Here is a 24,872-nt window from a genome sequence, read left to right as displayed (position 1 = left end):
AGGCAAAAGCCGCCTACCATTTATGCAGTAAGAAGGTTTATACTTTCGTACTAAAAATTCAGGTGGAGTACTACCTGAAGGGCACAGGCAACTCCACCTGAATTGAATCCATTTGATCGTTAAGGTTAAATTACAAAAGAGTTAGTGCAGATATATATGAATATTTTCATAATCAATATTCGGATGCATTGCTTGATTTATCCCTCCAGCCACTACATCGGCAATATCGGCAATAAGACGATCAACTTCTTTTGGTGTTACCATTAGATCTCCAAGAACATCTGGCAGTACCTGCCTTACTATAAGCTGACGATCCTGATCAGTCAGGCTTTCCATACTTTTAAAATATCTAGCAAACGAAGAGTGTTCTTGAAGTGTATTAATCGTATCCATCGCTATTGTCGACGCATGTACTACGGTTGGTACTCCAATTGCAATAACCGGTACACCAAGAAATTCTTTAGTCAAACCAAATCGTTTATTCCCAACACCTGATCCTGGGTGTATTCCTGTATTTGCCAGTTGCACTGTTGTAATAACTCTATGACTAGAGGCAGCAGCCAATGCATCTACAGCTATAACCAAGTCAGGTTTTATTTTATTTACAATACCATGCACGATTTCGGCAGTTTCCATTCCCGTTATTCCTAATACACCTGGGGCTATAGCACAAACAGAACGTACTCCCCCTTTTAGCTCCGGCGAGAGCATATTTTGTAGATGTCTTGTTACAACAATTTTATCGACAGATCTAGGTCCTAGTGCATCCGGGGTAACATTCCAGTTACCTAAACCTACTACTAGTACGGTCGCATTCCGAGGCAGTTGTGATAATTCTGCTAGTTCTTGTGCAAGTGAATTCATTACTTTTCCCTGCAATGGGGTATTCTTATAACGTAGACCATGGGCCTCAATTGTTACGTAGCGTCCTTGAGCCTTGCCTAATGCCCGTTCTGCTTCCGGTGTTGTAATATTTACTCTTGTTATTAGTATGTCATCGTCTTCGCTCGTTTCTACAAGGACTCCTGGTACGTCCTGCCTAACCTGCTTTGTTACCATCTCTCGTGCTTCTAGAGCCAAGTCGGTACGTGGTGTACTCATTGAATTCATTAAAATCACTCCTGCACCAATATAGTAATTGTTTAACTTAGAACAAAGATACGATTAAGCTTTAATAAATCGAATCTTAAATAATCTATCCGGTTTATTCCCCTGATGGATAGTTTATCTCAGGAAAAATGACGCCCGGATAAAGAATTATATTCAGAGATTATCTTATCCTAGATACATTTGTGCTATTCACTGCGAAACCTAAACATAAAGATCCTAAACTATTTGTCGCTTGCATTTTCTACTGTCACGTGCTAGAATATTTTAGGTAACATGGTCGTAAGGAGGTGAAAGACTTGCCAAATATTAAATCATCTGAACGCAGCGTGAAAACTGACGCTGAACGGCGCGCTAAAAACTTTGCTGTGAAATCAACAATTAAAACAGTTACTCGTAAAGTAACTGAAGCTGTAACTTCTGGCAAAGCTGATGATGCTAAGGCCCTCCTGACCAAAGCTAACAGCACTATCGATAAAGCAGCCGCTAAAGGCGTTCTTCATAAAAATGCAGCAGCTCGCAAAAAGTCACGTATGGCTCGCAAACTTAATGCATTAGCTCAATAGTTGTAAAACCTGTCCTAAGAATGGACAGGTTTTTTATTTTTGAAGATTTTTATCTTAGATATAAATCAGCTATTCTTTTTGCACAAATCAATAATTATTTTCTCTAAAACGACGCTGGTAGCACGTCCTGATTTTAAATCCGCATCAGCTTCTGCCAACACAATAATCACTTCTTTTAGCTTTTTGTCGTCGAAGCCTTTGCATTGTTTCATAACCTTTTCGCCCACAAAGGACACTAATCCTAATTCATCTGAAATTTCTCTACTTCCATATCCTTGCAGCATCAATTCCTTAGCTTGCCAAAGTAATCTTACTTGTCTAGTCAACAAGGATAATATTTTTATCGGATGCTCCCCAGAAGCAAGTTGTTCGGAAAGTAGGACTAGGGCCTTTTGCGTGTTTTTTTCACTTACAGCGTCTATCATAGCAAAAATCGACGCTTCAGGTATGGTTGACATCACACTGATTAAGTCATCCTTAGTGATAATCTGCTTTTCAGAAAAAATTGCTGCTTTGTCTAACTCACTCTCTAAGAAGCCCAATGAAATACGGGACATTAAACTTACTGAAGCTAAAAAATGCTCCATGGCATCGTGGGACATCCGTTTATTTAGTTCTCCTAATTTACCTTGCAACCATACGCGAACATCTTTAGGTTTTAAAGGAGCAACTTCGACTATAGTACCAAACTTTTCAATAGTCTTATAAACTTTACGACGTTTATCAATCTTATCTGGTGATAAGAAAACAACATAGCTATAGGCAGGCATATTACTTAGTAAATTAATTAAACGTTCATCAGTTTTGTCATCAGACTCATTTTCGCTTTGCCCGGTTTTTCTATTTTTGAACAAAGTAGAGTTTCGAACAACAATTAAGTTTTTGTCACCGAAAAATGGAATGGTATCAATAAGATTAATTAATTCCTGCGGCGAACTATCACTATCGATGATATTCAAATTCATATCCCGATCTTCAGGAGATAATAACGCAGCAGTAATTGCTTTTTCAAGCTGTCTTGCCAAATAAGTTTCTTCGCCATATATTAAATAAATCTGACTGACTAAGCCTTTTTTGACTTTGTCAAGCTCAATTATATAACTCATTCCCAGCCTCCTATAAAACAGGCAATAGCATCAATCATTTAGATAATTGTCAACAGATAAGATCTTCCCGTCTGTTTCAAAAACTATAGCCCCATTTTTGTCTGTACGGTAAACTTCTATTTCATGGTCTTTTAAAAGTTGTAAGACTTCCTTGTTAGGGTGTCCATAACGGTTATTAGCACCGACCGATATTACGGCATATTGTGGTAAAACTGCATGCAAAAATTCCGGACTTGTTGATGTCTTGGCTCCATGATGACCTACTTTGAGTACTGTACTTTTTATATGACTTCCACTGTCAAGTATAACACTTTCACCACTAACCTCCAAATCGCCAGTTATAAGAAAACTATGTTGACCATAAGTAATTCTAATAACATTCGATGCTTCATTATTTACAGTCTTTGACTGGCTATCGGCAGCGTAAATTACTTCGATAAAAACCCCATCTAAAATAATGTTTTGCCCGGTATATGCAGGAATTACTGTATAACCACTACTATTTTTTAGAAGTTTCTGTATTGATACCGAATAACCCTCACGAGCTAGTAATATATTTTTAATTGATATTTTTTTAGCTATTGCCTCTGCACCGCCTGCGTGATCCTGGTGCCCGTGCGTTAATATTAAATAATCTAATGTCTGAACGCCGTAATGCCTCAGATATGGCAGTACCACCTTTTCACCAATGTCAAAACTTGATTGACCTGCCAACCCTCCAGTATCGATTAATATGGCTCTACCATGTGGTGTTTTTACAAGCGTAGCATCACCTTGCGCTACATCAATAAAATGAACACTTGCAGGCCTAGGATAATTTAAGTATAGTAAAGCGCTTAAACATATAGCAGTAATTAAAATTATACCTTCTAAAGTCCATCGTCTGAACAAAGAAACTAAGCCCAAACTTTTGGCTGGTATATAACCGAACAAATATGCTAAAAAAACATAATAAAATACGCCTGCTAAAATATTAAATGAGGGTAGATAAATTGAACCACCTGGAATAGCTGCAAGCAGTTTTACTAGTTTTAATACCAAGCCAATAGCAAGACTGCAAATAACAAGAGCAATTTTACCTATAGTAACTGAAATATTTCCTGCTAATAAACCAGCAAGACCTAGGATTACTATTAATTCAATGATTGGCACAATTGTGAGATTGGCAATAAATGCGCTTAATGATAATGCGTTGAAATACCATGCAATAAAAGGAATAACTCCAAGCTGTGCAGCGGCGGTTAATGCAAAAGGACCAGCAAGCCACTGCGGCAACGAACTCATCCTTGAATAAATCTTTGGGAATAAATAAATCAGACCACCTGTAGCCCCAAACGACAACTGAAAACTTATATCAAATATTAGTTCAGGCTTAAACAGTATCATTACTAATGAAACTAGCGCTAACGCCTGATATGAGTCTTTTTCTCTGCCTAGCGCAACGGCCCCGAGGGCCAGAATTCCCATTACAGCCGACCTAACTACTGGTGGAGTAAAACCAGCAAGTGCTGCATAGATCAAAATAGCTAAAAATACTATAAGCGCTGCAAATTTTCCATTTAATTTTATTCTATTACAAAGCCATAAGATTACACTGGCAACGAGCGCAATATGTGTTCCAGACACCGACAAAATATGTACAATTCCTGTTGTCGAAAATGCCGAAATTACCTCTTGGCTTATATCTTTATAACCACCAAATAAAATCCCAAACAATATCGCCGCATCTTCATGCGGCATAACTTGCTTCATAAATAGTATAACTTTTTCTCGCAGCATCGCAATCTTTTCTTGCCAGTCGCTTTTATCATCGGTTAAAATATCTATTTGCCCCGATGAAGTTGTTATTCGCCCGCTTACCCCCGCTCGCTTCAAAGATGCTACACTATCAAGGATACCGGGATTATTAAAACCATGTAATGCTTGGAGTTCTCCGGTAACTCTGATTTTATCCCCTATAGTCCCAGTAGGTTTTTTTATATCATGAGAACTGTTGACGACTATTTTCCCAACACAAAAAGCTGTACCTTTTTCCCCGTCTAATATCTTTTCGCTAGAAACAACATACCGTGTCCTTATTTTATCCCCAGCAAAATAGATTTGCGGTGATTCATCGATTCGGCCATAAACAGTAACTTCATGACCAACATAGCGGCCTACTTCATACGGAGAAGGTACTTGGTCATGAGTAAAGCGTAATACCCCCATTATTAAGAATAACAAAATAATCAGTAATTGTGCCGCTTTATATTTACGATAAATTGCCCAAGAGGTACAGATTGCTGCCAGAAATACTAGAAAACTTAATACATTAATCGAAAAGGTGTATTTGCTCGCAATAAGTATTCCAATTACAACAGTTACTACTAAACTATTTATAAATTTAACATTATCCATCATAACTTTTAAATTGTTATTTTGTCTTGGATTTTTTGATACTTACTTTCACCAATTCCCGGAACTTTCTTTATATCAGCTGTATTGTTGAAAAGGCCCTGTGACTCACGATACTTAATAATTTTTTCTGCTATAGAAGGCCCTATTCCTGGCAGCTTATCCAGCTCGGCTGCATCAGCAGTGTTAATATTTATTTTGCCGCCTTGCGAAACCTGAATTATACTTTTGTCCTTAATATTATCGGCAGCTGCTGCTAATTTCTTCTCAGGTACATTTATTTGCATTCCATCTTTGACAACTTGAGCAAGATTTATTTTGGTGGAATCGGCGGTTGGCAATAAGCCTCCTGCCAAATTTACTGCCTCCATTACCCTTACACCTTGCTGAACTTTTATTACTCCCGGGTTATTAACAGCGCCACTTATGTAGATTACTAATTCAGGTGAATTAACCTTTACTTCAAAATCTTGGTCAGCTGGGTTAGGCAAAGATTCAGCAACTAGATCTTTCTCCCAGAAATTATACGAGCTAATACCAATTATCAGTAAAGCTAGAGTGAGAATTACCCATAACTTATTACTAGGTCTAGACATATAACATCCCCCCTTGTACCAAATTATGGTACTTTTCGCTTAGAGAGTATTTAATTCCTGTCCAGATTAGTACTTATTTGTAGAAAATTAAAATAAAAAAGAAGACTCGCGATATAATGCGAGTCTTCTTTCTTATTTCACAACAATATTTACAAGTTTTTGTGGCACACAAATTACCTTAACTATTTGCTTGCCAGCAATTAATTCTGCGACCTTTTCCTGCTCTAGCGCAGTTTTTTCGAGTTCACTCGGGGTCAAACCCGCAGGAACGACGATTTTATCGCGAACCTTACCATTTATTTGTAAAACTATCTCAACTTCGTCTAATACTATAGCTTCAGCTTCAAACGCCGGCCACTGCTCCTTGTGAACACTGCCGCTGCCAATAACTTGATGCCATAATTCTTCCGTAATATGAGGTGCAAACGGTGCCAGTAATCTAAGAAGTGCCGATATAACTTCTCTCAATAATCCAGAAGCGATAGGAGTATTCTGATCTTTGACTGCGTAGATTGCGTTTACTAATTCCATAATAGCACTGATCGCAGTATTAAAATTGAATCTATTGCCAACGTCTTCAGTTACCTTTTTGATTGTAACATGAAGTATTCTGCGTAAATCCTTCTCAGCTTTAGTCAATGAGCTTCGATCATATGCCTCATCTGCTCCACTAACTGCAGCTTGGTAGTGGCTTACAACCCTCCATACTCGACCTAAGAAGCGGTAAGCACCTTCGACGCCTTGCTCGCTCCATTCCAAATCTCTTTCAGGAGGTGCAGCAAATAGAATAAAGAGCCTAGCAGTATCAGCACCATATTTGCTTATAATATCTTCAGGAGATACTACATTGCCCTTAGACTTGGACATTTTTGCTCCGTCTTTAATAACCATACCCTGGGTCAGCAAATTCTTAAACGGTTCATTAAAATTAACAAGCCCTGCATCCTTCAGAACCTTTGTAAAGAATCTCGAATAAAGGAGATGTAAAATTGCATGCTCAATGCCGCCGATGTATTGATCAACTGGCATCCAATAATTTGCTTTAGAAGAGTCAAATGGTACACTAGTATTCCGCGGGTCGGTATAACGCAAATAATACCAGGAAGAGCAGATGAAAGTATCCATTGTATCAGTTTCACGCCTTGCCGCTCCGCCGCAGCTTGGGCAGCTGCAATTAACGAAATCGTTAACTTGTGCCAATGGCGATACAGATCCGGTATCAAATCGCACATTATCTGGAAGCATTACTGGAAGCTGATCCTCAGGCACAGGAACAACACCGCACTTCTCACAGTAGACAATAGGAATCGGCGCACCCCAATATCTTTGGCGAGATACTAACCAATCCCGAAGACGATAGTTAATGCGGCTGTTTCCTATTTTTTGCTCTTCCAACCATGCAGCAATAGCGGTTTTGGCTCTACTATTGTTTAATCCAGTAAATTGTCCTGAGTTTACTAAGTCGCCAGGCCCATCATAAGCTCCTGTCATGTTTTCAAGACATGACTCACCATTTTGCCAGTCAATTACTAATCGTTTAGGCAACTGATATTTTGAAGCAAACAACCAGTCGCGTTCGTCATGAGCAGGAACGCCCATTACAGCGCCTGTGCCATACTCTACTAACACGTAGTTAGCTATCCAAACTGGCACCTGTTCGCCTGTGAATGGATTAATAGCATAAGCACCAGTAAAAATACCTTCTTTTTCAAACTCACTAGATGTGCGGGCAAGTTCACTTTGATTGCGGACCTTTTCGATAAAGCTTCTAATTTCGGCTTCATTAGGCTTGCCGCTAATTAATTTATCAACAAGCTGATGCTCAGGTGCTAACACTACATAGGTGACACCAAAAACAGTATCATGACGTGTAGTATAAACTGATATTTTTTCATTAAATTCAGGAACATTGAAGCTGAATTCAGCTCCCTCACTGCGACCGATCCAGTTTTCTTGCATAGTTTTTACACGATCTGGCCAGCCCTTTAGCTCACTTAGATCATTTAATAAACGATCGGCATAATCAGTAATCTTAAAGAACCATTGTTCCAATTCTTTTTTTATCACTATTGAATCACAGCGCCAGCAGTTGCCATCAATAACTTGTTCATTCGCCAATACCGTGTTGCATTGATCACACCAGTTTACTGCGGCCTTTTTCTTATAAGCTAAGCCACGTTGATAAAATAAAAGAAATAACCATTGAGTCCAGCGATAATACTCCGGATGGCAAGTAGCTACCTCACGGTTCCAGTCATACGATAAACCAATCTCTTGTTGCTGGCGGCGCATATTGTCAATATTCTTCCATGTCCATTCCGAAGGCTGAACACCATGTTTTATAGCGGCATTTTCAGCTGGCATACCGAAAGCATCCCAACCCATAGGATGTAGTACATTGTACCCTTGCATTACCTTAAACCTAGCAACTACATCTCCTATTGAATAATTGCGTACATGACCCATATGTAAATTCCCTGAAGGGTAAGGAAACATTTCAAGAACATAGTACTCTGGACGCTGACGATTCAATTCAGTATGAAATGAATTCTGCTCAGTCCAGTATTTTTGCCATTTAGATTCAATATCTTGTGGGGCGTATCTTTCGTTCATTTTTTGTACCTCCTGTTTCTTCAGCACGATTTCACTTAATTCAATAAATATAAGCAAAAAAGCCCCATGGCATAAGCCAGGGACGAGTTTTCTCGCGGTACCACCCTGTTTGATGACATTTGTCATCCTCTCATTGATCGATAACGCAAATCAGCGGCGGTTGTTTATGCAACCGCTCCTCCGCAGTGAGTTCAGCTCTATGCCGATTGGCTTGCATCAACCGCCAATTTTCTGACACGGCATTTTAAACCTACTACTCTGCATCACAGGATTACACGAATCTTGGCCAGATCTTATTGCAAAAACTTGCCAAATTACGCGTGATTTCATTATATCCCAGGTTATATTTAAAAGTCAACTTGACGAAAAATACTGTTCTACATTTTAAAAACAAGCATACACTTTAACTACTGAGGAGGTGCATTATGTATAAACTAATTATTGGAAATGTAAGAATAACTGTTTCTGACGATAGCATTGGTAGAGAACAAGCGACCGCGGCTGCCAGACAAGCAATTTCATCAGCTAATCAGCAGGGTAAATTACTCAGCCATGTCGAAATTTACGCCAGTGATTCCGGCGTAGAAGTTAAAACAACTGAAAAAGTTGGTACTAAAGTAGCCCGCAAAACTATAAAGCAAAGTATGTTAAGTGGCATGCATGCCGCAATAAAAGAAAAATTAAATCCTACCGGAACTTTTGCTAATAAAGATGTCTGGTATGATGGCGATACTGGGCAAGAGTGGCACGGCCATGAATGTAAGTGCGCACGAGAAGAATTGATCGCCAAATTTGAAGAATGGATGAAAACAGTTTAATAGTTATTCATACGAATCGTTGGGCTAAGTATTTAGTGGTTTAAATACCCACTAACACGTAGTCCAACTTTATTATTTTTGTTAAATAAATTTGCAGATTTTAATTGCTTATCCTATAATATATGTAAATTTATTTTAGTAAAAACACAGTCAACCACCTCTTAAGGTGGTTGATTTGGCATAATAGATAGATGGATTTCAAATACAACTTTTCGGAGGTCATATGTACCAATACCTATTCTTTATCGGTGACTTTCCTATCAGGGCATACGGACTAATACTAAGCCTGAGTATTATTTTAGCGACAGGAACAGCATACTTTTTAGCTAAACAAGATGGCCGCTGGCACGACCACATCCCTGACATGGGTATTTACTGCGGACTTGCTGGAATCGTAGGAGCACGACTTTGGGATGTATTTTTTTTCGATTGGGACTACTACAGTAACCACCTGCTTGAGATCCCTTTTGTATGGCAAGGAGGCATGGCCATTCAAGGGGGGGTTCTCTTTGGCGTAATAGCTGGCTACATATACACTAAGAGGCATAACATAGACACCTGGGCCCTTGCTGACATTATTGCCCCAGCAATAATATTGGGACAAGCAATAGGAAGATCAGCTAACCTTCTAAACGGCGACGCTTTTGGTCATCCCACTGGCGGACCGTTCGGCATAATCTATCCAGCTTCAACACTTGCGTATCAAGTATATGGTAATCAACCACTCTGGCCTGCTGAAGTTTGGGAAGGTCAATTAGATGTTATCATTTTTGCTATTCTTCTAATTTTTCGTTCAACTTCTCACGCTAAGGGGCAAGTATTTATTCTGTACGCGGTACTTTACTCTTTAGCTCGTTTCTTTTTAGAGTTTTTACGCGGAGATTACGGCACACTAATGCTTGGGCTAAAATCAGCTCAGCTTACTAGTCTGGCAGTAATTATCATTGGACTAATACTATTTGTTTGGTGCGGCTTAAGGAGCAAGAATAATAAAAATAAAGCAACCTAAAGATATTTTAAAGTTTACTGTAAAAATAAAATATGTTACATTTTAAAATAGTAAGATATACTTGGAGGCGTTTTATGCATAAAATTCGTATTATAATTGCCGACGATCACGCCGTCTTACGCTCTGGCCTTAAGGCTCTCCTAAGCTGTTCTTCACAATTCGATATCATTGGTGAAGCTGGCGACGGGTTAACCGCTATAAAAATGGTTGAAGAAAACAATCCGGACATATTAATCCTTGATATTTCTATGCCTGGCATGAGCGGTGTAGAGTGTATAAAGGAAATTAGATCGCGTGGTCTAACTTGCCGAATTTTAGTATTGACTATGTATGATGACGAAGAATATATAAAAGAAGTTATGCGGTCAGGCGCAGATGGTTATGTTTTAAAAAAATCTGCAGATACTGAATTAATCGAAGGTATAATTAAAGTTTTTTCTGGTAAGAAATATCTTAATGAAACAATATCACAGACTTTAATTGATAGTTTACTCAGAACCTCTAATGATGAACCTGAAGGAACCAATCCTTATATTCTTTTGAGCATACGAGAGCGTGAAGTTTTAAGGTTTTTGGCAAAAGGCCACACTAATACTGAAATAGCCGAAATACTTTCTTTAAGCCCTAAGACTGTTGATACCTATAGATCTCGCATAATGAGTAAACTTAACGTACGTAAGAAGTCAGAATTGGTTAACTATGCAATCCAGCATAAACTAATAAATACCTAAAAAAAACACGCCGTAGGAAACAGCCTTTTGTTTGTAAGGTTTTTCCCTACGGTATTTTACATTAAATACCCTCTTTACTTATTTTTCTAAACAGGACAAAATATAAGATAGTAATAATTTTTTCAATATTATTAAATATTTAGTAGAGGGGTATGAAAAAATGCAAAACACCCATATTGAAGCCTTAAAGAAGATTGTTGGGCAAGACAACGTTATGACTAGTCCAGAGGACCTTTACACTTATTCTTATGATGCAACTCCAGGCCATGCTCATATGCCTGATGTTGTTGTCGCTCCTGCTAATACACAAGAAGTTTCTGAAATCATGAAGCTTGCTAATACTCACAAAATCCCTGTTTACACTCGCGGCTCAGGAACAAACCTAAGTGCTGGTACTGTTCCAACTAAAGGCGGCATTGTTCTTCTTATGACTCGTTTTGACAAAATCGTTGAAATCGATCTAGAGAACCTAGTAGCTGTTGCAGAGGTTGGCGTTATTGTATCAGACCTAAACGATGCTGTAGGTAAGCATGGCCTTATCTATCCACCAGATCCTGGTACTGTTGCAACTGCAACTCTTGGCGGCACAATCTCCGAGAATGCTGGCGGTCTTCGTGGTCTTAAATACGGCGTTTCCAAGCACTATGTAATGGGTCTTGAAGCAGTTCTTGCTAACGGTGACATTATAAAAACTGGCGGCAAAAACGTTAAAGATGTTTCCGGCTATGATATGACTAAATTGTTTACTGGCGCAGAAGGTACACTTGCTGTTTTAACTAAAGCAATTGTTAAGCTAGTTCCAGCACCTGAAGCTAAGAAAAGCATGATGGCTATCTTTAAAGATCTTGATGATGCTGGTAAAGCAGTTTCTGGTATTATTGCAGCTAAAATCATCCCTGCTACTCTAGAAATTATGGATAATGCTACAATCCGCACTGTAGATGATTATGCTAAAATCGGCCTTCCATTAGATGCTGAAGCTATTCTTCTAATCGAAGTTGACGGTATTCCTGAAGTAGTTGAAAAAGAAGCAACTAAAGTTATGGACGTATTGAAATCAAATAATGCAAGCGAAGTTAAAATTGCGCAAACTGATGCAGAACGCGATAGCTTATGGGCTGCTCGTCGTGCCGCTCTTCCTGCACTAGCTAAACTTCGTCCTACAACATATGTAGAAGATGCTACTGTTCCTCGCAGCAAAGTTCCTAATTTCCTTCGTGAAGTTAATGCTATTGCAAAAAGAAATAATGTAACCATTGGAACCTTCGGTCATGCTGGTGACGGTAACATGCATCCAACAATCGTTTGTGATCTTCGCAACAAAGAAGAAATGGAACGCGTTTACACGGCTATGGACGAAATGTTTAAAGCTGCAGTAGAACTTGATGGAACTCTAAGCGGCGAACATGGCATTGGCCTAGGCAAATTACCTTGGATGGAACTTCAACATGGTCCACAAGGTATGAATGCAATGAAAGCTATTAAACGCGCACTTGACCCAAATCTGATTTTAAATCCTGGTAAATTAGTGGGAGAGTGTTAATATGAGTAAACAAATTACTGCGAGCGATATCAACGCTCACGATAAAGAGTTGTTAAATGACATACAAGATGCATTAGCTAACTGTATGAAATGCGGTAACTGTATGGCAGTTTGTCCGATCTATAAAGAGACTAATAAAGAATCTTCTGTAGCTCGTGGTAAGATATCACTTATGGAAGCTGTTCTGAACGGTACTCTTCCTATCACTGCTGGTTTTGATACCGCTATGGCTAACTGCCTAAACTGTAAATCCTGTACTGCAAAATGCCCTTGCGGTGTTAAAGCTGACGAATTAATCCTTCGTGGTCGTCAAGCTGCAGTTAAATCCCGTGGCTTACACCCAATCAAAAAGAACGTTTTCAGACTTTTGAGAAACAGACAATTATTCGATCTTGCTCTACGTATGGGCGGTACTTTCGGCGGACTTACTTTCAAAAAGATCCCTGGAAAAATGGCTGCTGTTTCAAGATTCCCAATGCCTGGTATGGATCCGAAACGCGCTACTGCTCCTATCTCCTCCTCTCCTCTACGCAGCCAATATCCTGAGGTTATAAAAGTAGATAATCCTAAGGCGAAAGTCGGTTTCTTCACTGGCTGTACTATCAACTATATGTACACTGATGTTGGTTCTTCAGTTATCAATGTACTAAAAGAAAACGATATGGAAGTCGTAATTCCTAGCGGTCAGCACTGCTGCGGAACTCCTGTTTACGTATCTGGTGATGTTGATCTTGCAAAAGAAATGGCAAAAGCAACCATTGCTACTTTTGAAAAATACGATGTAGATTATGTTATTGGCGCTTGTGGTTCCTGTACTGAAGCCCTTAAGGAATATCCACATCTTCTTCAAGATGACAAAGAGTGGAAAGCACGCGCTGAAAAGATCGCTAAAAAGACTTATGAAATCAGTGAGTTCTTAGTAGATGTTGTTAAATTCCGCAAAGACACCCTTGGCAATGTAAACGCAACTGTTACTATGCATGATCCTTGCCATATGGTTCGCGGCCTAAAAATCACTAAGCAACCACGTGAAGTTTTAAAAGCTATTCCTGGCTTGAATTTTGTTGAAATGAAAGACTGTGATCGCTGCTGCGGATCAGGCGGTTCTTTCAGCTTAGCAAACTATGAATTATCTCGCCAAATCAACGACAAAAAAGTTGCTAATATCGCCAACACTAAAGCTGATATTGTTGCAACAAGCTGCGGTACTTGCCGTATGCATATCCAAGATGGTATTCTGCAAAACAACATGAACCAAGATGTTGTTCACACAGTTCAGCTTCTTGATAAAGCATATCAAGCTGGTAAACGCAAATAAAAAATTACTCCCCGCCTTCAAGGCGGGGAGTAATTTTTTATTTATTATGTAGACAAGCATATTAATTGTTAAATAATGAAACGTGTTTAGAATTACTTAGGCTGCGCTTCTTACTCTTTTTAGCTATTAATGGTATCTCAGCTACTACACTTGTGCCTTCTTTAGCTTTAGAGCAAATTGCAAAATAGCCATCAAAAAGTTCGACTCTCTCCTTCATTCCAAATATACCTAACCTACTATCATTACCATACTTTGACGATAAATCAGAATCAAAACCTATACCATTGTCTACAACTATAAGAGTAAGTTTTTGCCTGTGCCGACGTAATACAACCTGAACATTACTAGCATTAGCATGTTTAGCAATGTTAGTTAATGCTTCTTGCAGTATTCGGTACATTGTGATTTCAACCTCTGGGGTGAACCGCAACTCTCTTGATAAGTTTACAAAATCAATATCAACCGGGATATTGTATTGCTGTGAGTACTTCTCTACATATTTTTGTGAAGCTACCACTAAGCCCAAGTCGTCTAATAATAGGGGTCTCAGCTCTACTGCTAAGTGATGTACTGCTTCGAGCGTACGAGCGACTAGATCTCTCATCTGCATTATTTGCTCATGATCTGCCTCATTATGAGCCCGCTCAGCAAGAACCCTAAGACCTACAATTATTGAAGTAAGAGATTGGCTTGTCTCATCATGAAGTTCACGAGAAATCTTTTTCCGTTCCTCTTCTTGAATACTAATAATTTTATTTACATAGATTGTCTGAAGTTCACGCTTTTCTTTTAGAGCTATCATTAGCTTTTCACGATTTGCATTTGATTGAAGAGCCGCTTCAACAAAACGTGCCGCTAATCTAGCATAAGGCGCCGCGGTTTCTGGATCACCTGTTACACCTATAACACCAACGCAACGATCCGCAAAAATTATTGGCACATTTACTCCACGCCGAACTCCACGTAGTCGCACTTCATCTTCAGCACTTACTGAAAACTCTTGAATATTTCCCGAAGTAAGTCTCTGAGCTGCAGCTTCGTGAACCTGTCCTATTCTTTCTTTACTAAATGAAGCTATAATTACACCTTTATCGTTAGTTATATTCACATTTTTCTTTAATTCACTAGCAACTATATCAACTAGTGATTGTGCGAATTTAGGATCGAGACTTTGAAACTCCTCTTTAGGCATTTTTTCACCACCGTTACATTTAGTGTTATTTTAATCTTAGCTTGTTTAGGTTTTTTAGTCAATTGATTGTCTTTATGCAATAAACATTATTGGAATTATCCATTGACACTAAACAATGTCTATTATAAAATAAGGTTTGGAATAATCGTGATGCATAGAGGTGCAAATATTATTAGTATGTACAATGAGCCGCAAGCTGTGATTTGTACAGAAAGGGATATTTGCCGAAGTAAAGTTACGCAATAAACTTTGCTGGTTTAGTACTAAATAAGTGCTAAACTGTCGTCTGAAAATGCCAGTTTCAGATGAAGTGCTATCTCACAGGGGCAGATTTTGTATTATTACAATCATCAGCCGTGAGATAGCTCACGGCTTTTTGTTTTTCTAATTTTAGATTATTTGGAGGAGATTAGTTTTTGAGCTCTATTGACACAACTACACTTTGCCCCGAAAAAAAAGGCCTTAAGCGTGATATGAAATCACGCCATCTCATGATGATTTCGGTAGGCGGAACAATCGGCACAGGGCTTTTTTTAGGGTCTGGTCAAACAATTAACCAAGCAGGTCCTCTTGGTGCAATCCTTGCATACTTAGTCGGCGGCATAATTATGTACATGGTCTTACTATGCCTTGCTGAACTAACAGTTGCTATGCCTGTTTCTGGCTCATTTCAGAGCTATGCATCCCGTTTTATCTCACCTGGTGCAGGATTTACAACAGGGTGGCTTTATTGGATAAATTGGGCTATTTGCATAGCTGCAGATTTTACTGCTGCCGGAATAATAATGCATAGCTGGTTTCCGCAGGTTGAAATATGGATATGGTGTGCCATCTTTGCTGTTGCATTAGCTTTATTAAACCTAGTTTCGGTAAAAACTTATGGCGAGGCTGAATTCTGGTTCGCTGGTATAAAAGTAGCCGCAATAGTTGGTTTCATTATTGCTGGTGCGGGATTGATGTTTGGATTTACTGGGCATGAAGGTTCGATTGGATTTTCGAACTTTAATATTGGTGGAGATATTTTTCCTAACGGCTTTAGTGCTGTATTTTTAACAATGATTGCAGTGGTATATTCATTTCAAGGAGCCGAACTTGTAGGTATTGCCGCTGGAGAATGCGAAAACCCCGGTAAAAACGTACCAAGGGTCATCAGAGGGATTACAGCAAGAATCATTATATTTTATGTCTTAGCTATATCCATTCTTGCTGGTACTATTCCCTGGCAGGAAGCTGGTGTATTAGAAAGTCCATTCGCACAGGTTTTCGGGCGCATCGGAATACCTATTGCAAAAGACATAATGAGTTTCGTAGTATTGACATCAGCTCTATCGGCTGGTAATTCTGCTTTGTATGCTTGTTCTCGTCTGTTATGGTCTATGTCAAAAGAAGGCTTAGCACCGTCTTGGCTGAGTAAACTTAATTCAAATGGTGTACCTTTTAATGGTGTTATTATTACGCTTGTTCTAGCGTGTCTTTCTCTACTAACACAAAGTTTTGCGGCCAGCACAGTTTACCTCTGGCTTATGTCTAGTACAGGCCTAACTGGGTGCCTTATATGGATTATAATAGCTTGGTGCCAAATTAACTTTAGAAAAGAATTTAGACGCCTTGGTGGAAAAATACAAGATTTAAGTTTTAAAACTCCGCTTTATCCTTTTGTACCATTATTAGCAATAGTTTTAAATTTAGGTGTTATCGTTAGTCTTTACTTTGACGAAGCACAGCGAATAGTTATTTATACCGGTATACCGGTACTTGCAGCAATATACCTTTACTACGTGCTCTTCCTAAAGACTAAATTAAATACAGCACCATCTAATCAGATTAATCACTAATGATAAAACAAGGCCGTACTAGACTATTGCAGAGTCTAGTACGGCTTGTTTTTTACAAAATTTTATACCTGAACTTACCATAGACCAACTCCCCCTCCCCCATGTTATAATCTTATGTAAACTTTTTTTAGGGCTTTGGAAACGGAGGTGGAAAATGGATACCTTATCACATGCTTTAATAGGGATTGCCGTGGCTGGGCTGTCTGGCCACCAACCTGCAATAGATAATCCTATCTATATCGCTGCTGTCTTAGGCGCCCAGGCTCCTGACTTTGATATTATTGCCCAATTGCGTGGTAGTTTCGCTTATATTAGACAACACCGGGCGTTTTCACACTCACTGCCTGGTGTCGTCTTATTGTCAATATTACTCACTGGAGGAATTCACTTATTTTATCCACAAGCTAATATTGTCGAGTTATTATTCTGGGCTTTTGCTGGCGGCTTATCGCATATTATTATCGATTACTTCAATACCCATGGTACTTCCGTATTGTGGCCTATTCGCCGCGAACGCAAAAGCTGCAAGTTATTAAACGTATTTGATCCAATTTTAATTATAGCTATGCTGGCATTATTTTTACCTAAACTCACACCAAAAGAACATTCTCTTATAACCTTTCTATTTATAACAATATATATATTAGTGCGTATTTATTTGCGCACAAGAGCTGCAAGATGGCTGCGTTATGAATATGCAAATCAGGCTATTTTCCGGGTAGAAGTCATGCCCTCATTAAAAAGACTGCTGTTCTGGGACTTTGTAATAGAAACCTCTGATAGTTTTATAATTGGTCAGATCGGTGCTCTTCATCCAAAGCTTGAACAAAAACTGTGCTTACCTAAAAATCAGAACAACTCAAACGCTGCTCTCTATGCACAAAAGACGACTGTGGGGGACTTTTTTAATAGTTTTTCCCCACTAATCTATATCGAAGAAACACAACACGATAATATATTTAGAGTGAATATTTATGATTTACGATACTTAATTAACAAGCAGTTTCGCCATAGTGCAACAGTTGTATTCGATAAAAACTTAGTTCCAATAGACGCATACCTATTATCCTATGGCCGCAAAATCAAAGTACCGTCTTAAACCAGTCAAATTGACTGGTTCTTTTATTTTAAGGCTCTAAGTATTGTTGATTTATCCAAAGAATACTCCGTTATGAAGTTACTGCTGCACAATCTGAATAAGATTGCCGCATGTATCGTCGAAGACAGCAATTGTAACTTCGCCCATTTTGGTCGGCTCCAAAGTAAACTTCACGCCGTTTTCCGATAATCGTTTATACTCTTTGTTAATATCTGAAACGCCAAACATTGTTGCTGGTATGCCATCGTCAAATATCTTCTTTTGATACTCTTTAGCGGCAGGATGGGCATCGGGTTCGAGCAAAAGCTCGGTACCGTCTTGCGCGAGGGGAGAAACAAGCGCTATCCACCTAAATTCTCCGACAGGAACGTCATGCTTTTTTACAAAGCCTAGTGTTTCTGTATAAAACTCCAGTGCCTTGTCTTGATCTTGAACGAAGATACTGGTAACAATGATTTTCATAATATTTTTTGCTCCTTTGATATTTTCGATTTTGGTACTATCACGAGTTCTTTTGTTATTACCGAAAAACTTTGCCATCTTAAAATTATATTCAATTTATATAAAAGTATAACCATGTTTTTAATCATTGAATAGCCTATAGTATAAGCAAGGCGAAAGGTTGTGATTCAATGACTAAAAAACTTTTTATAGTGACATTAGTCATACTATTTATCTTGTCTCAATTGAGTGTATTTGCCGCCAGTAAAGAATGGACTTCGGAGGAAAAACTAGCAAAATTGACTAAACCAGCGGTTGTCAGAGTGTGGGCTTACTATTACGGAACTTGGACAATTGGTAACTATCAGATTCCGGCTTATTATGGAGGATTTGGATCCGGCGCCTTTATAAACCCAGACGGATATATTATGACTAATGCCCATGTTGTTGATGTATATAACCATGACGACAATAAGAAGTGGGAAAACTTGGCTTGGCAGCTAGTCTATACACTTATGGAAAACTACAATCTCCCGAAAGAACAAGCTATTGCTCTTATTACACAAGGCTATGCGCGTCTCGGCAAAATATCTTCAGTATTTACAGTTGTTACACCAGGTGGCGAAGAATTACCTTTTGATCTAAAAGAAATAGGAGCATCAACAGGTGAAAAATCTGGCAAGGATATTGCCATAATCAAAGTCGAAGGTCGCAATTTCCCAACATTAAGATTGGGCGATTCGGATAAAGTACGCACCGGAGAACGAATTTTTGTTGCAGGTTATCCAAGTGCTGGTGATCTACGAAGCATTGGGTCGAAAAATTCTCAGCTTGAGTGGTCTTGGGCTCCTGGTTCCATTTCCTCTGATAAGAAATCGACCGCACAAGGAGCACCTCTTATTCAAGTAAACGCTGAAGGAGTAACTCCGGGAAATTCTGGTGGTCCAGTACTTAATAGTGATGGTCAGGTAATTGGCCTACTTACGTTCTACATGAATGCTAACGGCACTCTAAATGGTCCTCTTTACTGCATGGCTTCAAATACTGTACAAGAGTATGTACGCAAGGCCGGAGCTACTAATGATGAGAGCCTTACCGATAAAGCTTACCGTGAGGGTTTAGAATTTTATTGGAAGGGCTACTATACAAAAGCTCTAACAAAATTTGAAGAGGTAAAACGACTGTATGCTAAGCATTCCGAAGTGGAGTCTTTAATAGCTGAATGTCAGAAAAATATAGCTGAAGGTAATGATAAGCGTTATTGGCCAGATTATTACGCTTATCTCGGGCTATTAATCACGCTTGTCGTAGCAGTAAGTATAATATTTATCTATCTAAAAAGGAAAAAAGCTCAAGCAGCAATAACTACTGATCAAAATGTTACACAAACCAAAGAAACTTCAGATAACTAAATTAAGTAAAAAAACCTGCTAATGCAGGTTTTTTTACTTAATTTAGTAATTTTATTCCCGATATTACCACTGCTTACTTTAGAGGTAGTAGCTAGATCGTCATCGAATAACTTTTAAAAATATTATGTAAAGTGGTGAGCTTACCAGTGTCGAAATTCATGGTTCTTTTCATCGTTTTTGTTTTGTCTGCCATAGCGCAAAATAGTTCAGTAAAAGCCGCTACTATCTCAATAGGTAATTGGGCTGTAGACGGCTCACAAATGTGGCGTACTTCATTTCCCCTCAATGCAAACGGGTATGGCTCATCTGAACTTAAATACCCTCATTCAGGCAATTATACTACTGTAAGTCTCGAAACTCCCCTAACCAATAAAAAAACGCTGAGAGTTGCTGGTGGATTTATGGGACAAATCCAAAATGCAACAGGCAGCGATTCTGACTGGAACTACCCCTTAGGGGGTAATAATCTTTGGTATTATGGCGAGTTTAATACTAGCGGAGCTGCAAATTTCATCGAAATTAGTTGGGTAAAAAAACTAAATGACACTAATAGTCTAAGTTATGGTTATAGCTATTCCAAGAGTAATTATTTAATGACAGACGGAGTATATTACATTTCAAATTACCAAATAGAATCTCCGCCTCTGCAACTTGAAAATCTTCATTCTACCTATACAATGATCTATCATGGTCCATTCATTGGTATTGAATCAGAAAAGAAACTATCTTCGAAAATAACCGCTGTGGGCACCATTAAGTATTCCCCTCTGGCGATCGCGCAAGGACATGGCTATTGGAACCTCAGAGACTTAGATTTTAGGCATATGGGTATAGCCCAAATTATAGACACACAAGCAGGTCTGCGCTTTTCTGTCATTAAAAATGGGGCAGTTACTGTTGGTTATCGTTTTAAGCAAATGGATATCTATAGAGGATGGGAAGACTTGAGTCCGGATATATCTTGGGATAAAGCTACAAGTCGCCAGCGCGGTATTTATATAAATGGTGAAATGAAATTCTAATACAGATTTATTAGCTGTCTAAGCTAGTTATCTCTTTCGTATTCGCTTTTTAGATGATATCATACTAACAATGACAATAAGGCCGGCAAATACCTCTGGAAACGCTATATTGAGCCAAGGATACTTTGTCAATAGTTCAATAGTTTTAGTATCACTTGTGATCATTTCGCCCGCGGTCCATCCTAAAAAAGCGGCTCCAATTACTATAATTATTGGCCACCTTTCCATAAGCATATTTATAAGCTTACTTCCCCAAATTATTAGAGGAATACTAATAGCTAAACCTACAATCAAAAGACTAACATCACCTTTAGCAACGCCCGCTATAGCTATAACATTATCTAAGCTCATAACCACATCTGCTACAATTATAGTCTTAACTGCCTCCCCTAAGCTGCAGGCATTTGAAACATTCTCATTATCGTGGTGCTCATTTTTAGCAAGTTTAAGAGCTATCCAAAATAGCAGTAGACCACCCATTAATTGTAAGTATGGTATTTGAAGTAAATAAATTGTTAAAAAGGTTAACACAATTCTAAGTATAATCGCCCCTGCTCCACCGATAATTGTTGCTACTTTTCTTTGTTTGTCCGGCAGCCTACGGCATGCTAAAGCAATTACTAAGGCATTATCACCACTTAGAACTAAATTTACCGTAATAATACTTAACAAACTAAATAAATAATCCATGTTCACCACCATAAAAATGATTTAGCATTATTATTATTACCGTAAGCTATTCTTGTAATGTTAGTAAGAATATGTAATTACTACTCTGAGAAACCTATTCAACTAATTAAATGAGTATTCTAGTTTATATTTGGAAATAAATACATACTCTTTAAAAAGCAAAAGAAAACCTGGAATGAAAATCCAGGTTTTCTTTTGCTTATATCTTAATTTCTTTTTGCTAAGTCACGTGCAGCGATAATGTCTACACCAAGGCCTAGAATATCCCGATATATTATATCGCCTTCTTTGATCGGCGCAGTCACTTTAATACTCGCTAAACAACGCGCTGCAGGTAGTATTTTTCCTTTTGGGAGAACTGCTTTAGAAACTACAGGTAATAGTGCTAGTTCACCATCATCTACCTTTACGGTTGTAGTAAGCATTCTCATAGGATTAGTAACCTCTGTATTTGCGTATTCTACACCACGCTTACAGTTAAAGCCACTAACATCCTTAATCTGGCCGTTTTCGAATACAACTTCGCCGCTGCAACTAATTGGACATACAATACAGCTAAGTTTTCTTGAAGAATTCATTATGCTTTCACCGCCTTTCTAGATGTCACAACAACAAATTCACCAGCATCTCTAAATTTGTCTACAGGTATATCTAATTCTATCATCTCGCCCGGTTTTGCAATTGGCAGCCGCTTCGTAGCTATTACTTGTTCTTTTGCGCCCGTAACTTCAACAATCAATTTTTCCTCAGGTTTTCCAACACGCATAAATAAGCGAACTGCATCTATGCTTGTATCATCAAGTACAATTTTTTGCGGAACCACTGTTCGAATGGCATTTTCACCTAAAACGTTAATTGTACGGTAACTTTCTGGAAGTATGCCTTGCGCGTATAAAGCAGCATATTTTCCGGCTATTTCGCCTTCTTCAGACACAAAATCAACAAGATCATGTACATGAACTACATTACCTGCTGCAAAAAAGCCAGGTATTGAAGTCTGACGTCTCTGGTCAACTATTGGTCCACTTGTCTTGGGATCTATTTTTACTCCGACCTCTTCGGAAATCTCATTTTCTGGAATAAGACCTACTGAAAGCAATAAACAATCACACTCTAACTCAAATTCTGTACCTGGTATTGGTCTCATATTTTCATCTACCTTGGCACAAGTTACTCCAGTTATACGCTCGTTACCCTGAATAGCAACAATGGTATGTGCAAGATGCAAAGGAATATTAAAATCCTCTAAACACTGTACGATATTGCGAGTAAGGCCATTTGAATATGGCATAATTTCTAGTACAGCCTGCACCTGGGCTCCTTCTAGGGTTAAACGTCTTGCCATAATCAGCCCAATATCACCAGACCCTAAGATAACGACCTTTTTACCTGGAATATAGCCTTCCATATTAACCATTCGTTGAGCGGCACCGGCTGTAAAAACTCCAGCTGGACGCCATCCTGGTGTACGTATTGCCCCTCTTGTTCTTTCGCGGCAGCCCATAGTAAATATTACAGCTTTAGCCTGGATTTTTAAAATACCTACTTCAGGATTCACTGCTAATACTAATTTGTCCTCACTAACCTCTAACACCATGGTATCTAACATTATCTCGATTTCAGGATGTTCCTCAACCATTTTTATATAACGCTGAGCATAGCCAGGCCCAGTAAGTTCTTGTTTAAAGCGATGAAGGCCGAAGCCATTGTGAATGCATTGCTGAAGAATACCGCCAAGTTCTCTATCGCGCTCTATCACTAAGATTTTTTTCGCACCATTAAGTTTGGCACTATATGCGGCTGCTAAACCAGCAGGACCTCCTCCAATTATAACAACATCATAATTATGATTATTCATTAGCTCTTAACCTCACAATCTCCAGGAATTTTCTCGAAAAACAGATATGATCCTGCTGTTTCTTTACGTACCTCGGCAACCGAAATATTTAACTCTCTTGCCAAAATTGCTGTTACGCGCGGACCGCAGAATCCACCTTGACATCTCCCCATACCAGCTCGAGTCCGGCGTTTGATTCCGTCTACCGTTTTTGCGCCGCATGGCTGATGGATTGCTGCAACAATTTCTCCTTCAGTTATGGTCTCACAGCGGCATATCACGCGTCCGTAAAGGGGATTTTCCTCGATAAGAGATTGCTTTTCATCTAAGCTAAGCTCTTTAAATATTATCTGCTTTGTGCTTTCAGGTTTAAAGTCATCTTTTTTAATTAATTGCAGACCATCTTTTTCTAATATCTCAGTTACAAACTCAGCAATGGCAGGTGCAGCTGTTAGCCCAGGTGACTGAATACCTGCTGCATGTATAAGCCCTGCAGCGTAGTCAGACTTACGTATTACAAAATCTCCGCAATCGGCTGCTGCTCTTATTCCTGAAAACTGAGTTATGGCTTCCCTAAGAGGAATGTGCGGCAATAAGCCTTGAGCTCTATCAATTATTTCAGACATACCAGTTGGGCTTGTTGATATATCTTCTTTATTTTCAATATCTTGTGCGTTAGGTCCAATAAAAAAATTACCGTGAACAGTGGGGCAAATCAATATACCTTTACTTACTTTACTAGGAGCTGGGAAAACTACGGTGTTTACTAAACCGCCAACTTTACGGTCAAATAAAATATACTCACCTTTACGTGGCTTAATACTAAAACTATTGTCACCTACAGTACGACTAATATCATCGGCGTGTACGCCAGCAGCATTAATTACGTATTTGCAGTTTATTGTTCCCTTGTCTGTTTGGACACCTGTAACCTGTCCATTTTCAATTAATATTTCCTCGACTGTACATTCAGTTATTACCTTTACGCCATTCATTATAGCGTTATCAGCAAATGCTACTGCTGCGCCAAAAGGCAGAAATATACCAGCAGAAGGCGCCCAAAGTGCTCCTTTAACATCTGTTGATAGATTAGGTTCTTTTGCTAACACTTCATCTTTAGACAGAATTTCAAGCCCTGGTACGCCATTTTCATTTCCACGTACTAATAGCTCGTTTATAGTTTCCATTTCTTCATCTGTTTTTGCGACAACCAAAGAGCCTGTCCACTTGATATCCAAATTCAATTCTTTTTCTAGCTCGTGATACAGCGCATTGCCACGCACATTTAATTTTGCCTTCAAAGTATCTGGGTGTGCGTCAAATCCCGCATGAAGTATAGCACTATTTGCTTTAGTAGTTCCAGCAGCCACATCAGGCTGTTTTTCAACTAAAACAACATCAAGCTTATACTTTGACAAGTCTCTAGCAATAGCTGTACCTACGATACCTCCGCCAATAATTACGATATCTGCCTTGGTTACCTTTTGCATCATGTCACTCCTCTTTATCCACGGGCATTAATATATCTTATATATCAGAAAAG

The 24,872-nt window shown here is 38.8% G+C and carries 21 protein-coding genes, 1 riboswitch and 1 other annotated feature; of the genes, 10 read left to right on the top strand and 11 right to left on the bottom strand.

Annotation, left to right across the window (positions count from 1 at the left end; all coding sequences use genetic code 11):
* Positions 1–141: 141 nt before the first annotated feature.
* Positions 142–1,110 (bottom strand): GPR endopeptidase, encoded by a 969-nt coding sequence (gene gpr, locus V6C17_RS09395; protein WP_333522315.1) that lies wholly within the window; start codon positions 1,108–1,110, stop codon positions 142–144.
* Positions 1,111–1,406: 296 nt separating this feature from the next.
* Here gpr and rpsT point away from each other — a divergent pair, with 296 nt between their 5' ends.
* Positions 1,407–1,673, top strand: coding sequence for a 30S ribosomal protein S20 (gene rpsT, locus V6C17_RS09390; RefSeq protein WP_333522314.1), 267 nt, complete (start codon positions 1,407–1,409; stop codon positions 1,671–1,673).
* A gap of 65 nt (positions 1,674–1,738) precedes the next feature.
* On the opposite strand, the gene holA is transcribed toward rpsT, so the two are convergent.
* The 4 genes from holA to leuS form a co-directional block, all read right to left on the bottom strand.
* The gene (holA, locus tag V6C17_RS09385) at positions 1,739–2,779 is read right to left on the bottom strand and encodes a DNA polymerase III subunit delta (RefSeq protein WP_333522313.1); all 1,041 of its coding nucleotides are present in this window, start codon (positions 2,777–2,779) and stop codon (positions 1,739–1,741) included.
* 30 nt (positions 2,780–2,809) lie between these two features.
* Positions 2,810–5,176, bottom strand: a complete 2,367-nt coding sequence (locus tag V6C17_RS09380) for a DNA internalization-related competence protein ComEC/Rec2 (protein ID WP_333522312.1) — start codon at positions 5,174–5,176, stop codon at positions 2,810–2,812.
* 8 nt (positions 5,177–5,184) lie between these two features.
* Complete coding sequence (locus V6C17_RS09375) at positions 5,185–5,769, bottom strand: helix-hairpin-helix domain-containing protein (RefSeq protein WP_333522311.1); 585 nt, start codon at positions 5,767–5,769, stop codon at positions 5,185–5,187.
* Positions 5,770–5,901: 132 nt separating this feature from the next.
* Positions 5,902–8,382: a leucine--tRNA ligase gene (leuS, locus tag V6C17_RS09370; RefSeq protein ID WP_333522310.1), complete on the bottom strand. Its 2,481-nt coding sequence runs from the start codon at positions 8,380–8,382 to the stop codon at positions 5,902–5,904.
* A gap of 75 nt (positions 8,383–8,457) precedes the next feature.
* Positions 8,458–8,658: a binding site (T-box leader), on the bottom strand.
* 149 nt (positions 8,659–8,807) lie between these two features.
* On the opposite strand from leuS, the gene V6C17_RS09365 reads away from it, so the two are divergent.
* From V6C17_RS09365 to V6C17_RS09345, 5 genes are all read left to right on the top strand, one after another.
* Positions 8,808–9,200 carry a hypothetical protein gene (locus V6C17_RS09365; protein ID WP_333522309.1) on the top strand — a complete coding sequence of 131 codons (393 nt, stop codon included), beginning with the start codon at positions 8,808–8,810 and terminating at the stop codon, positions 9,198–9,200.
* 223 nt (positions 9,201–9,423) lie between these two features.
* Positions 9,424–10,209 carry a prolipoprotein diacylglyceryl transferase gene (lgt, locus tag V6C17_RS09360; RefSeq protein WP_333522308.1) on the top strand — a complete coding sequence of 262 codons (786 nt, stop codon included), beginning with the start codon at positions 9,424–9,426 and terminating at the stop codon, positions 10,207–10,209.
* 74 nt (positions 10,210–10,283) lie between these two features.
* Positions 10,284–10,940 carry a response regulator transcription factor gene (locus tag V6C17_RS09355; protein WP_333522307.1) on the top strand — a complete coding sequence of 219 codons (657 nt, stop codon included), beginning with the start codon at positions 10,284–10,286 and terminating at the stop codon, positions 10,938–10,940.
* Between the two features lie 160 nt (positions 10,941–11,100).
* On the top strand, positions 11,101–12,483 hold the full coding sequence (locus tag V6C17_RS09350) for an FAD-binding oxidoreductase (RefSeq protein WP_333522306.1): 1,383 nt from the start codon (positions 11,101–11,103) through the stop codon (positions 12,481–12,483).
* Position 12,484: 1 nt separating this feature from the next.
* A complete protein-coding gene (locus tag V6C17_RS09345) occupies positions 12,485–13,801 on the top strand; it encodes a (Fe-S)-binding protein (protein WP_333522305.1) in 1,317 nt (438 codons plus the stop codon).
* A gap of 61 nt (positions 13,802–13,862) precedes the next feature.
* On the opposite strand, the gene V6C17_RS09340 is transcribed toward V6C17_RS09345, so the two are convergent.
* Positions 13,863–14,993, bottom strand: coding sequence for a sensor histidine kinase (locus V6C17_RS09340; RefSeq protein WP_333522304.1), 1,131 nt, complete (start codon positions 14,991–14,993; stop codon positions 13,863–13,865).
* Positions 14,994–15,140: 147 nt separating this feature from the next.
* Positions 15,141–15,317: riboswitch (Lysine riboswitch) on the top strand.
* A gap of 92 nt (positions 15,318–15,409) precedes the next feature.
* On the opposite strand from V6C17_RS09340, the gene V6C17_RS09335 reads away from it, so the two are divergent.
* The gene (locus tag V6C17_RS09335) at positions 15,410–16,828 is read left to right on the top strand and encodes an amino acid permease (protein ID WP_442891471.1); all 1,419 of its coding nucleotides are present in this window, start codon (positions 15,410–15,412) and stop codon (positions 16,826–16,828) included.
* Between the two features lie 154 nt (positions 16,829–16,982).
* Positions 16,983–17,927, top strand: coding sequence for a metal-dependent hydrolase (locus tag V6C17_RS09330; protein ID WP_333522303.1), 945 nt, complete (start codon positions 16,983–16,985; stop codon positions 17,925–17,927).
* Positions 17,928–18,005: 78 nt separating this feature from the next.
* Here the strand turns inward: V6C17_RS09330 and V6C17_RS09325 are convergent, their stop codons facing one another.
* A complete protein-coding gene (locus V6C17_RS09325; protein WP_333522302.1) occupies positions 18,006–18,467 on the bottom strand; it encodes a VOC family protein in 462 nt (153 codons plus the stop codon).
* A 92-nt stretch (positions 18,468–18,559) separates the two neighbouring features.
* On the opposite strand from V6C17_RS09325, the gene V6C17_RS09320 reads away from it, so the two are divergent.
* Positions 18,560–19,780, top strand: coding sequence for a S1C family serine protease (locus V6C17_RS09320; RefSeq protein ID WP_333522301.1), 1,221 nt, complete (start codon positions 18,560–18,562; stop codon positions 19,778–19,780).
* Between the two features lie 146 nt (positions 19,781–19,926).
* The gene (locus tag V6C17_RS09315; RefSeq protein ID WP_333522300.1) at positions 19,927–20,802 is read left to right on the top strand and encodes a hypothetical protein; all 876 of its coding nucleotides are present in this window, start codon (positions 19,927–19,929) and stop codon (positions 20,800–20,802) included.
* A gap of 27 nt (positions 20,803–20,829) precedes the next feature.
* On the opposite strand, the gene V6C17_RS09310 is transcribed toward V6C17_RS09315, so the two are convergent.
* The 4 genes from V6C17_RS09310 to V6C17_RS09295 all read right to left on the bottom strand — a co-directional run bounded on the left by V6C17_RS09310 (position 20,830) and on the right by V6C17_RS09295 (position 24,822).
* The gene (locus V6C17_RS09310) at positions 20,830–21,492 is read right to left on the bottom strand and encodes a TerC family protein (RefSeq protein ID WP_333522299.1); all 663 of its coding nucleotides are present in this window, start codon (positions 21,490–21,492) and stop codon (positions 20,830–20,832) included.
* Positions 21,493–21,698: 206 nt separating this feature from the next.
* Entirely contained in the window at positions 21,699–22,070 is a 372-nt protein-coding gene (locus tag V6C17_RS09305) for a DUF1667 domain-containing protein (protein ID WP_333522298.1), read from the bottom strand.
* On the bottom strand, positions 22,070–23,350 hold the full coding sequence (locus tag V6C17_RS09300; RefSeq protein WP_333522297.1) for an NAD(P)/FAD-dependent oxidoreductase: 1,281 nt from the start codon (positions 23,348–23,350) through the stop codon (positions 22,070–22,072). The genes V6C17_RS09305 and V6C17_RS09300 overlap by 1 nt, the downstream gene beginning before the upstream one ends.
* Positions 23,350–24,822, bottom strand: coding sequence for an NAD(P)/FAD-dependent oxidoreductase (locus V6C17_RS09295; protein ID WP_333522296.1), 1,473 nt, complete (start codon positions 24,820–24,822; stop codon positions 23,350–23,352). The genes V6C17_RS09300 and V6C17_RS09295 overlap by 1 nt, the downstream gene beginning before the upstream one ends.
* Between the last annotated feature and the right edge of the window lie 50 nt (positions 24,823–24,872).

The organism is Dendrosporobacter sp. 1207_IL3150 (genome assembly GCF_036763085.1).
Classification (GTDB): Bacteria; Bacillota; Negativicutes; order DSM-1736; family Dendrosporobacteraceae; genus JBAIYU01.
Note: the sequence above shows the minus strand (reverse complement) of the source record. Positions and strands in the feature narration are given on the sequence as shown.

Coding starts and splice junctions, on each gene's coding strand:
- gpr (WP_333522315.1), bottom strand. CDS start 1,110: ATGAATTCAATGAGTACACCACGTACCGACTTGGCTCTAGAAGCACGA.
- holA (WP_333522313.1), bottom strand. CDS start 2,779: ATGAGTTATATAATTGAGCTTGACAAAGTCAAAAAAGGCTTAGTCAGT.
- V6C17_RS09380 (WP_333522312.1), bottom strand. CDS start 5,176: ATGGATAATGTTAAATTTATAAATAGTTTAGTAGTAACTGTTGTAATT.
- V6C17_RS09375 (WP_333522311.1), bottom strand. CDS start 5,769: ATGTCTAGACCTAGTAATAAGTTATGGGTAATTCTCACTCTAGCTTTA.
- leuS (WP_333522310.1), bottom strand. CDS start 8,382: ATGAACGAAAGATACGCCCCACAAGATATTGAATCTAAATGGCAAAAA.
- V6C17_RS09365 (WP_333522309.1), top strand. CDS start 8,808: ATGTATAAACTAATTATTGGAAATGTAAGAATAACTGTTTCTGACGAT.
- lgt (WP_333522308.1), top strand. CDS start 9,424: ATGTACCAATACCTATTCTTTATCGGTGACTTTCCTATCAGGGCATAC.
- V6C17_RS09355 (WP_333522307.1), top strand. CDS start 10,284: ATGCATAAAATTCGTATTATAATTGCCGACGATCACGCCGTCTTACGC.
- V6C17_RS09350 (WP_333522306.1), top strand. CDS start 11,101: ATGCAAAACACCCATATTGAAGCCTTAAAGAAGATTGTTGGGCAAGAC.
- V6C17_RS09345 (WP_333522305.1), top strand. CDS start 12,485: ATGAGTAAACAAATTACTGCGAGCGATATCAACGCTCACGATAAAGAG.
- V6C17_RS09340 (WP_333522304.1), bottom strand. CDS start 14,993: ATGCCTAAAGAGGAGTTTCAAAGTCTCGATCCTAAATTCGCACAATCA.
- V6C17_RS09330 (WP_333522303.1), top strand. CDS start 16,983: ATGGATACCTTATCACATGCTTTAATAGGGATTGCCGTGGCTGGGCTG.
- V6C17_RS09325 (WP_333522302.1), bottom strand. CDS start 18,467: ATGGCAAAGTTTTTCGGTAATAACAAAAGAACTCGTGATAGTACCAAA.
- V6C17_RS09320 (WP_333522301.1), top strand. CDS start 18,560: ATGACTAAAAAACTTTTTATAGTGACATTAGTCATACTATTTATCTTG.
- V6C17_RS09310 (WP_333522299.1), bottom strand. CDS start 21,492: ATGGATTATTTATTTAGTTTGTTAAGTATTATTACGGTAAATTTAGTT.
- V6C17_RS09305 (WP_333522298.1), bottom strand. CDS start 22,070: ATGAATTCTTCAAGAAAACTTAGCTGTATTGTATGTCCAATTAGTTGC.
- V6C17_RS09300 (WP_333522297.1), bottom strand. CDS start 23,350: ATGAATAATCATAATTATGATGTTGTTATAATTGGAGGAGGTCCTGCT.
- V6C17_RS09295 (WP_333522296.1), bottom strand. CDS start 24,822: ATGATGCAAAAGGTAACCAAGGCAGATATCGTAATTATTGGCGGAGGT.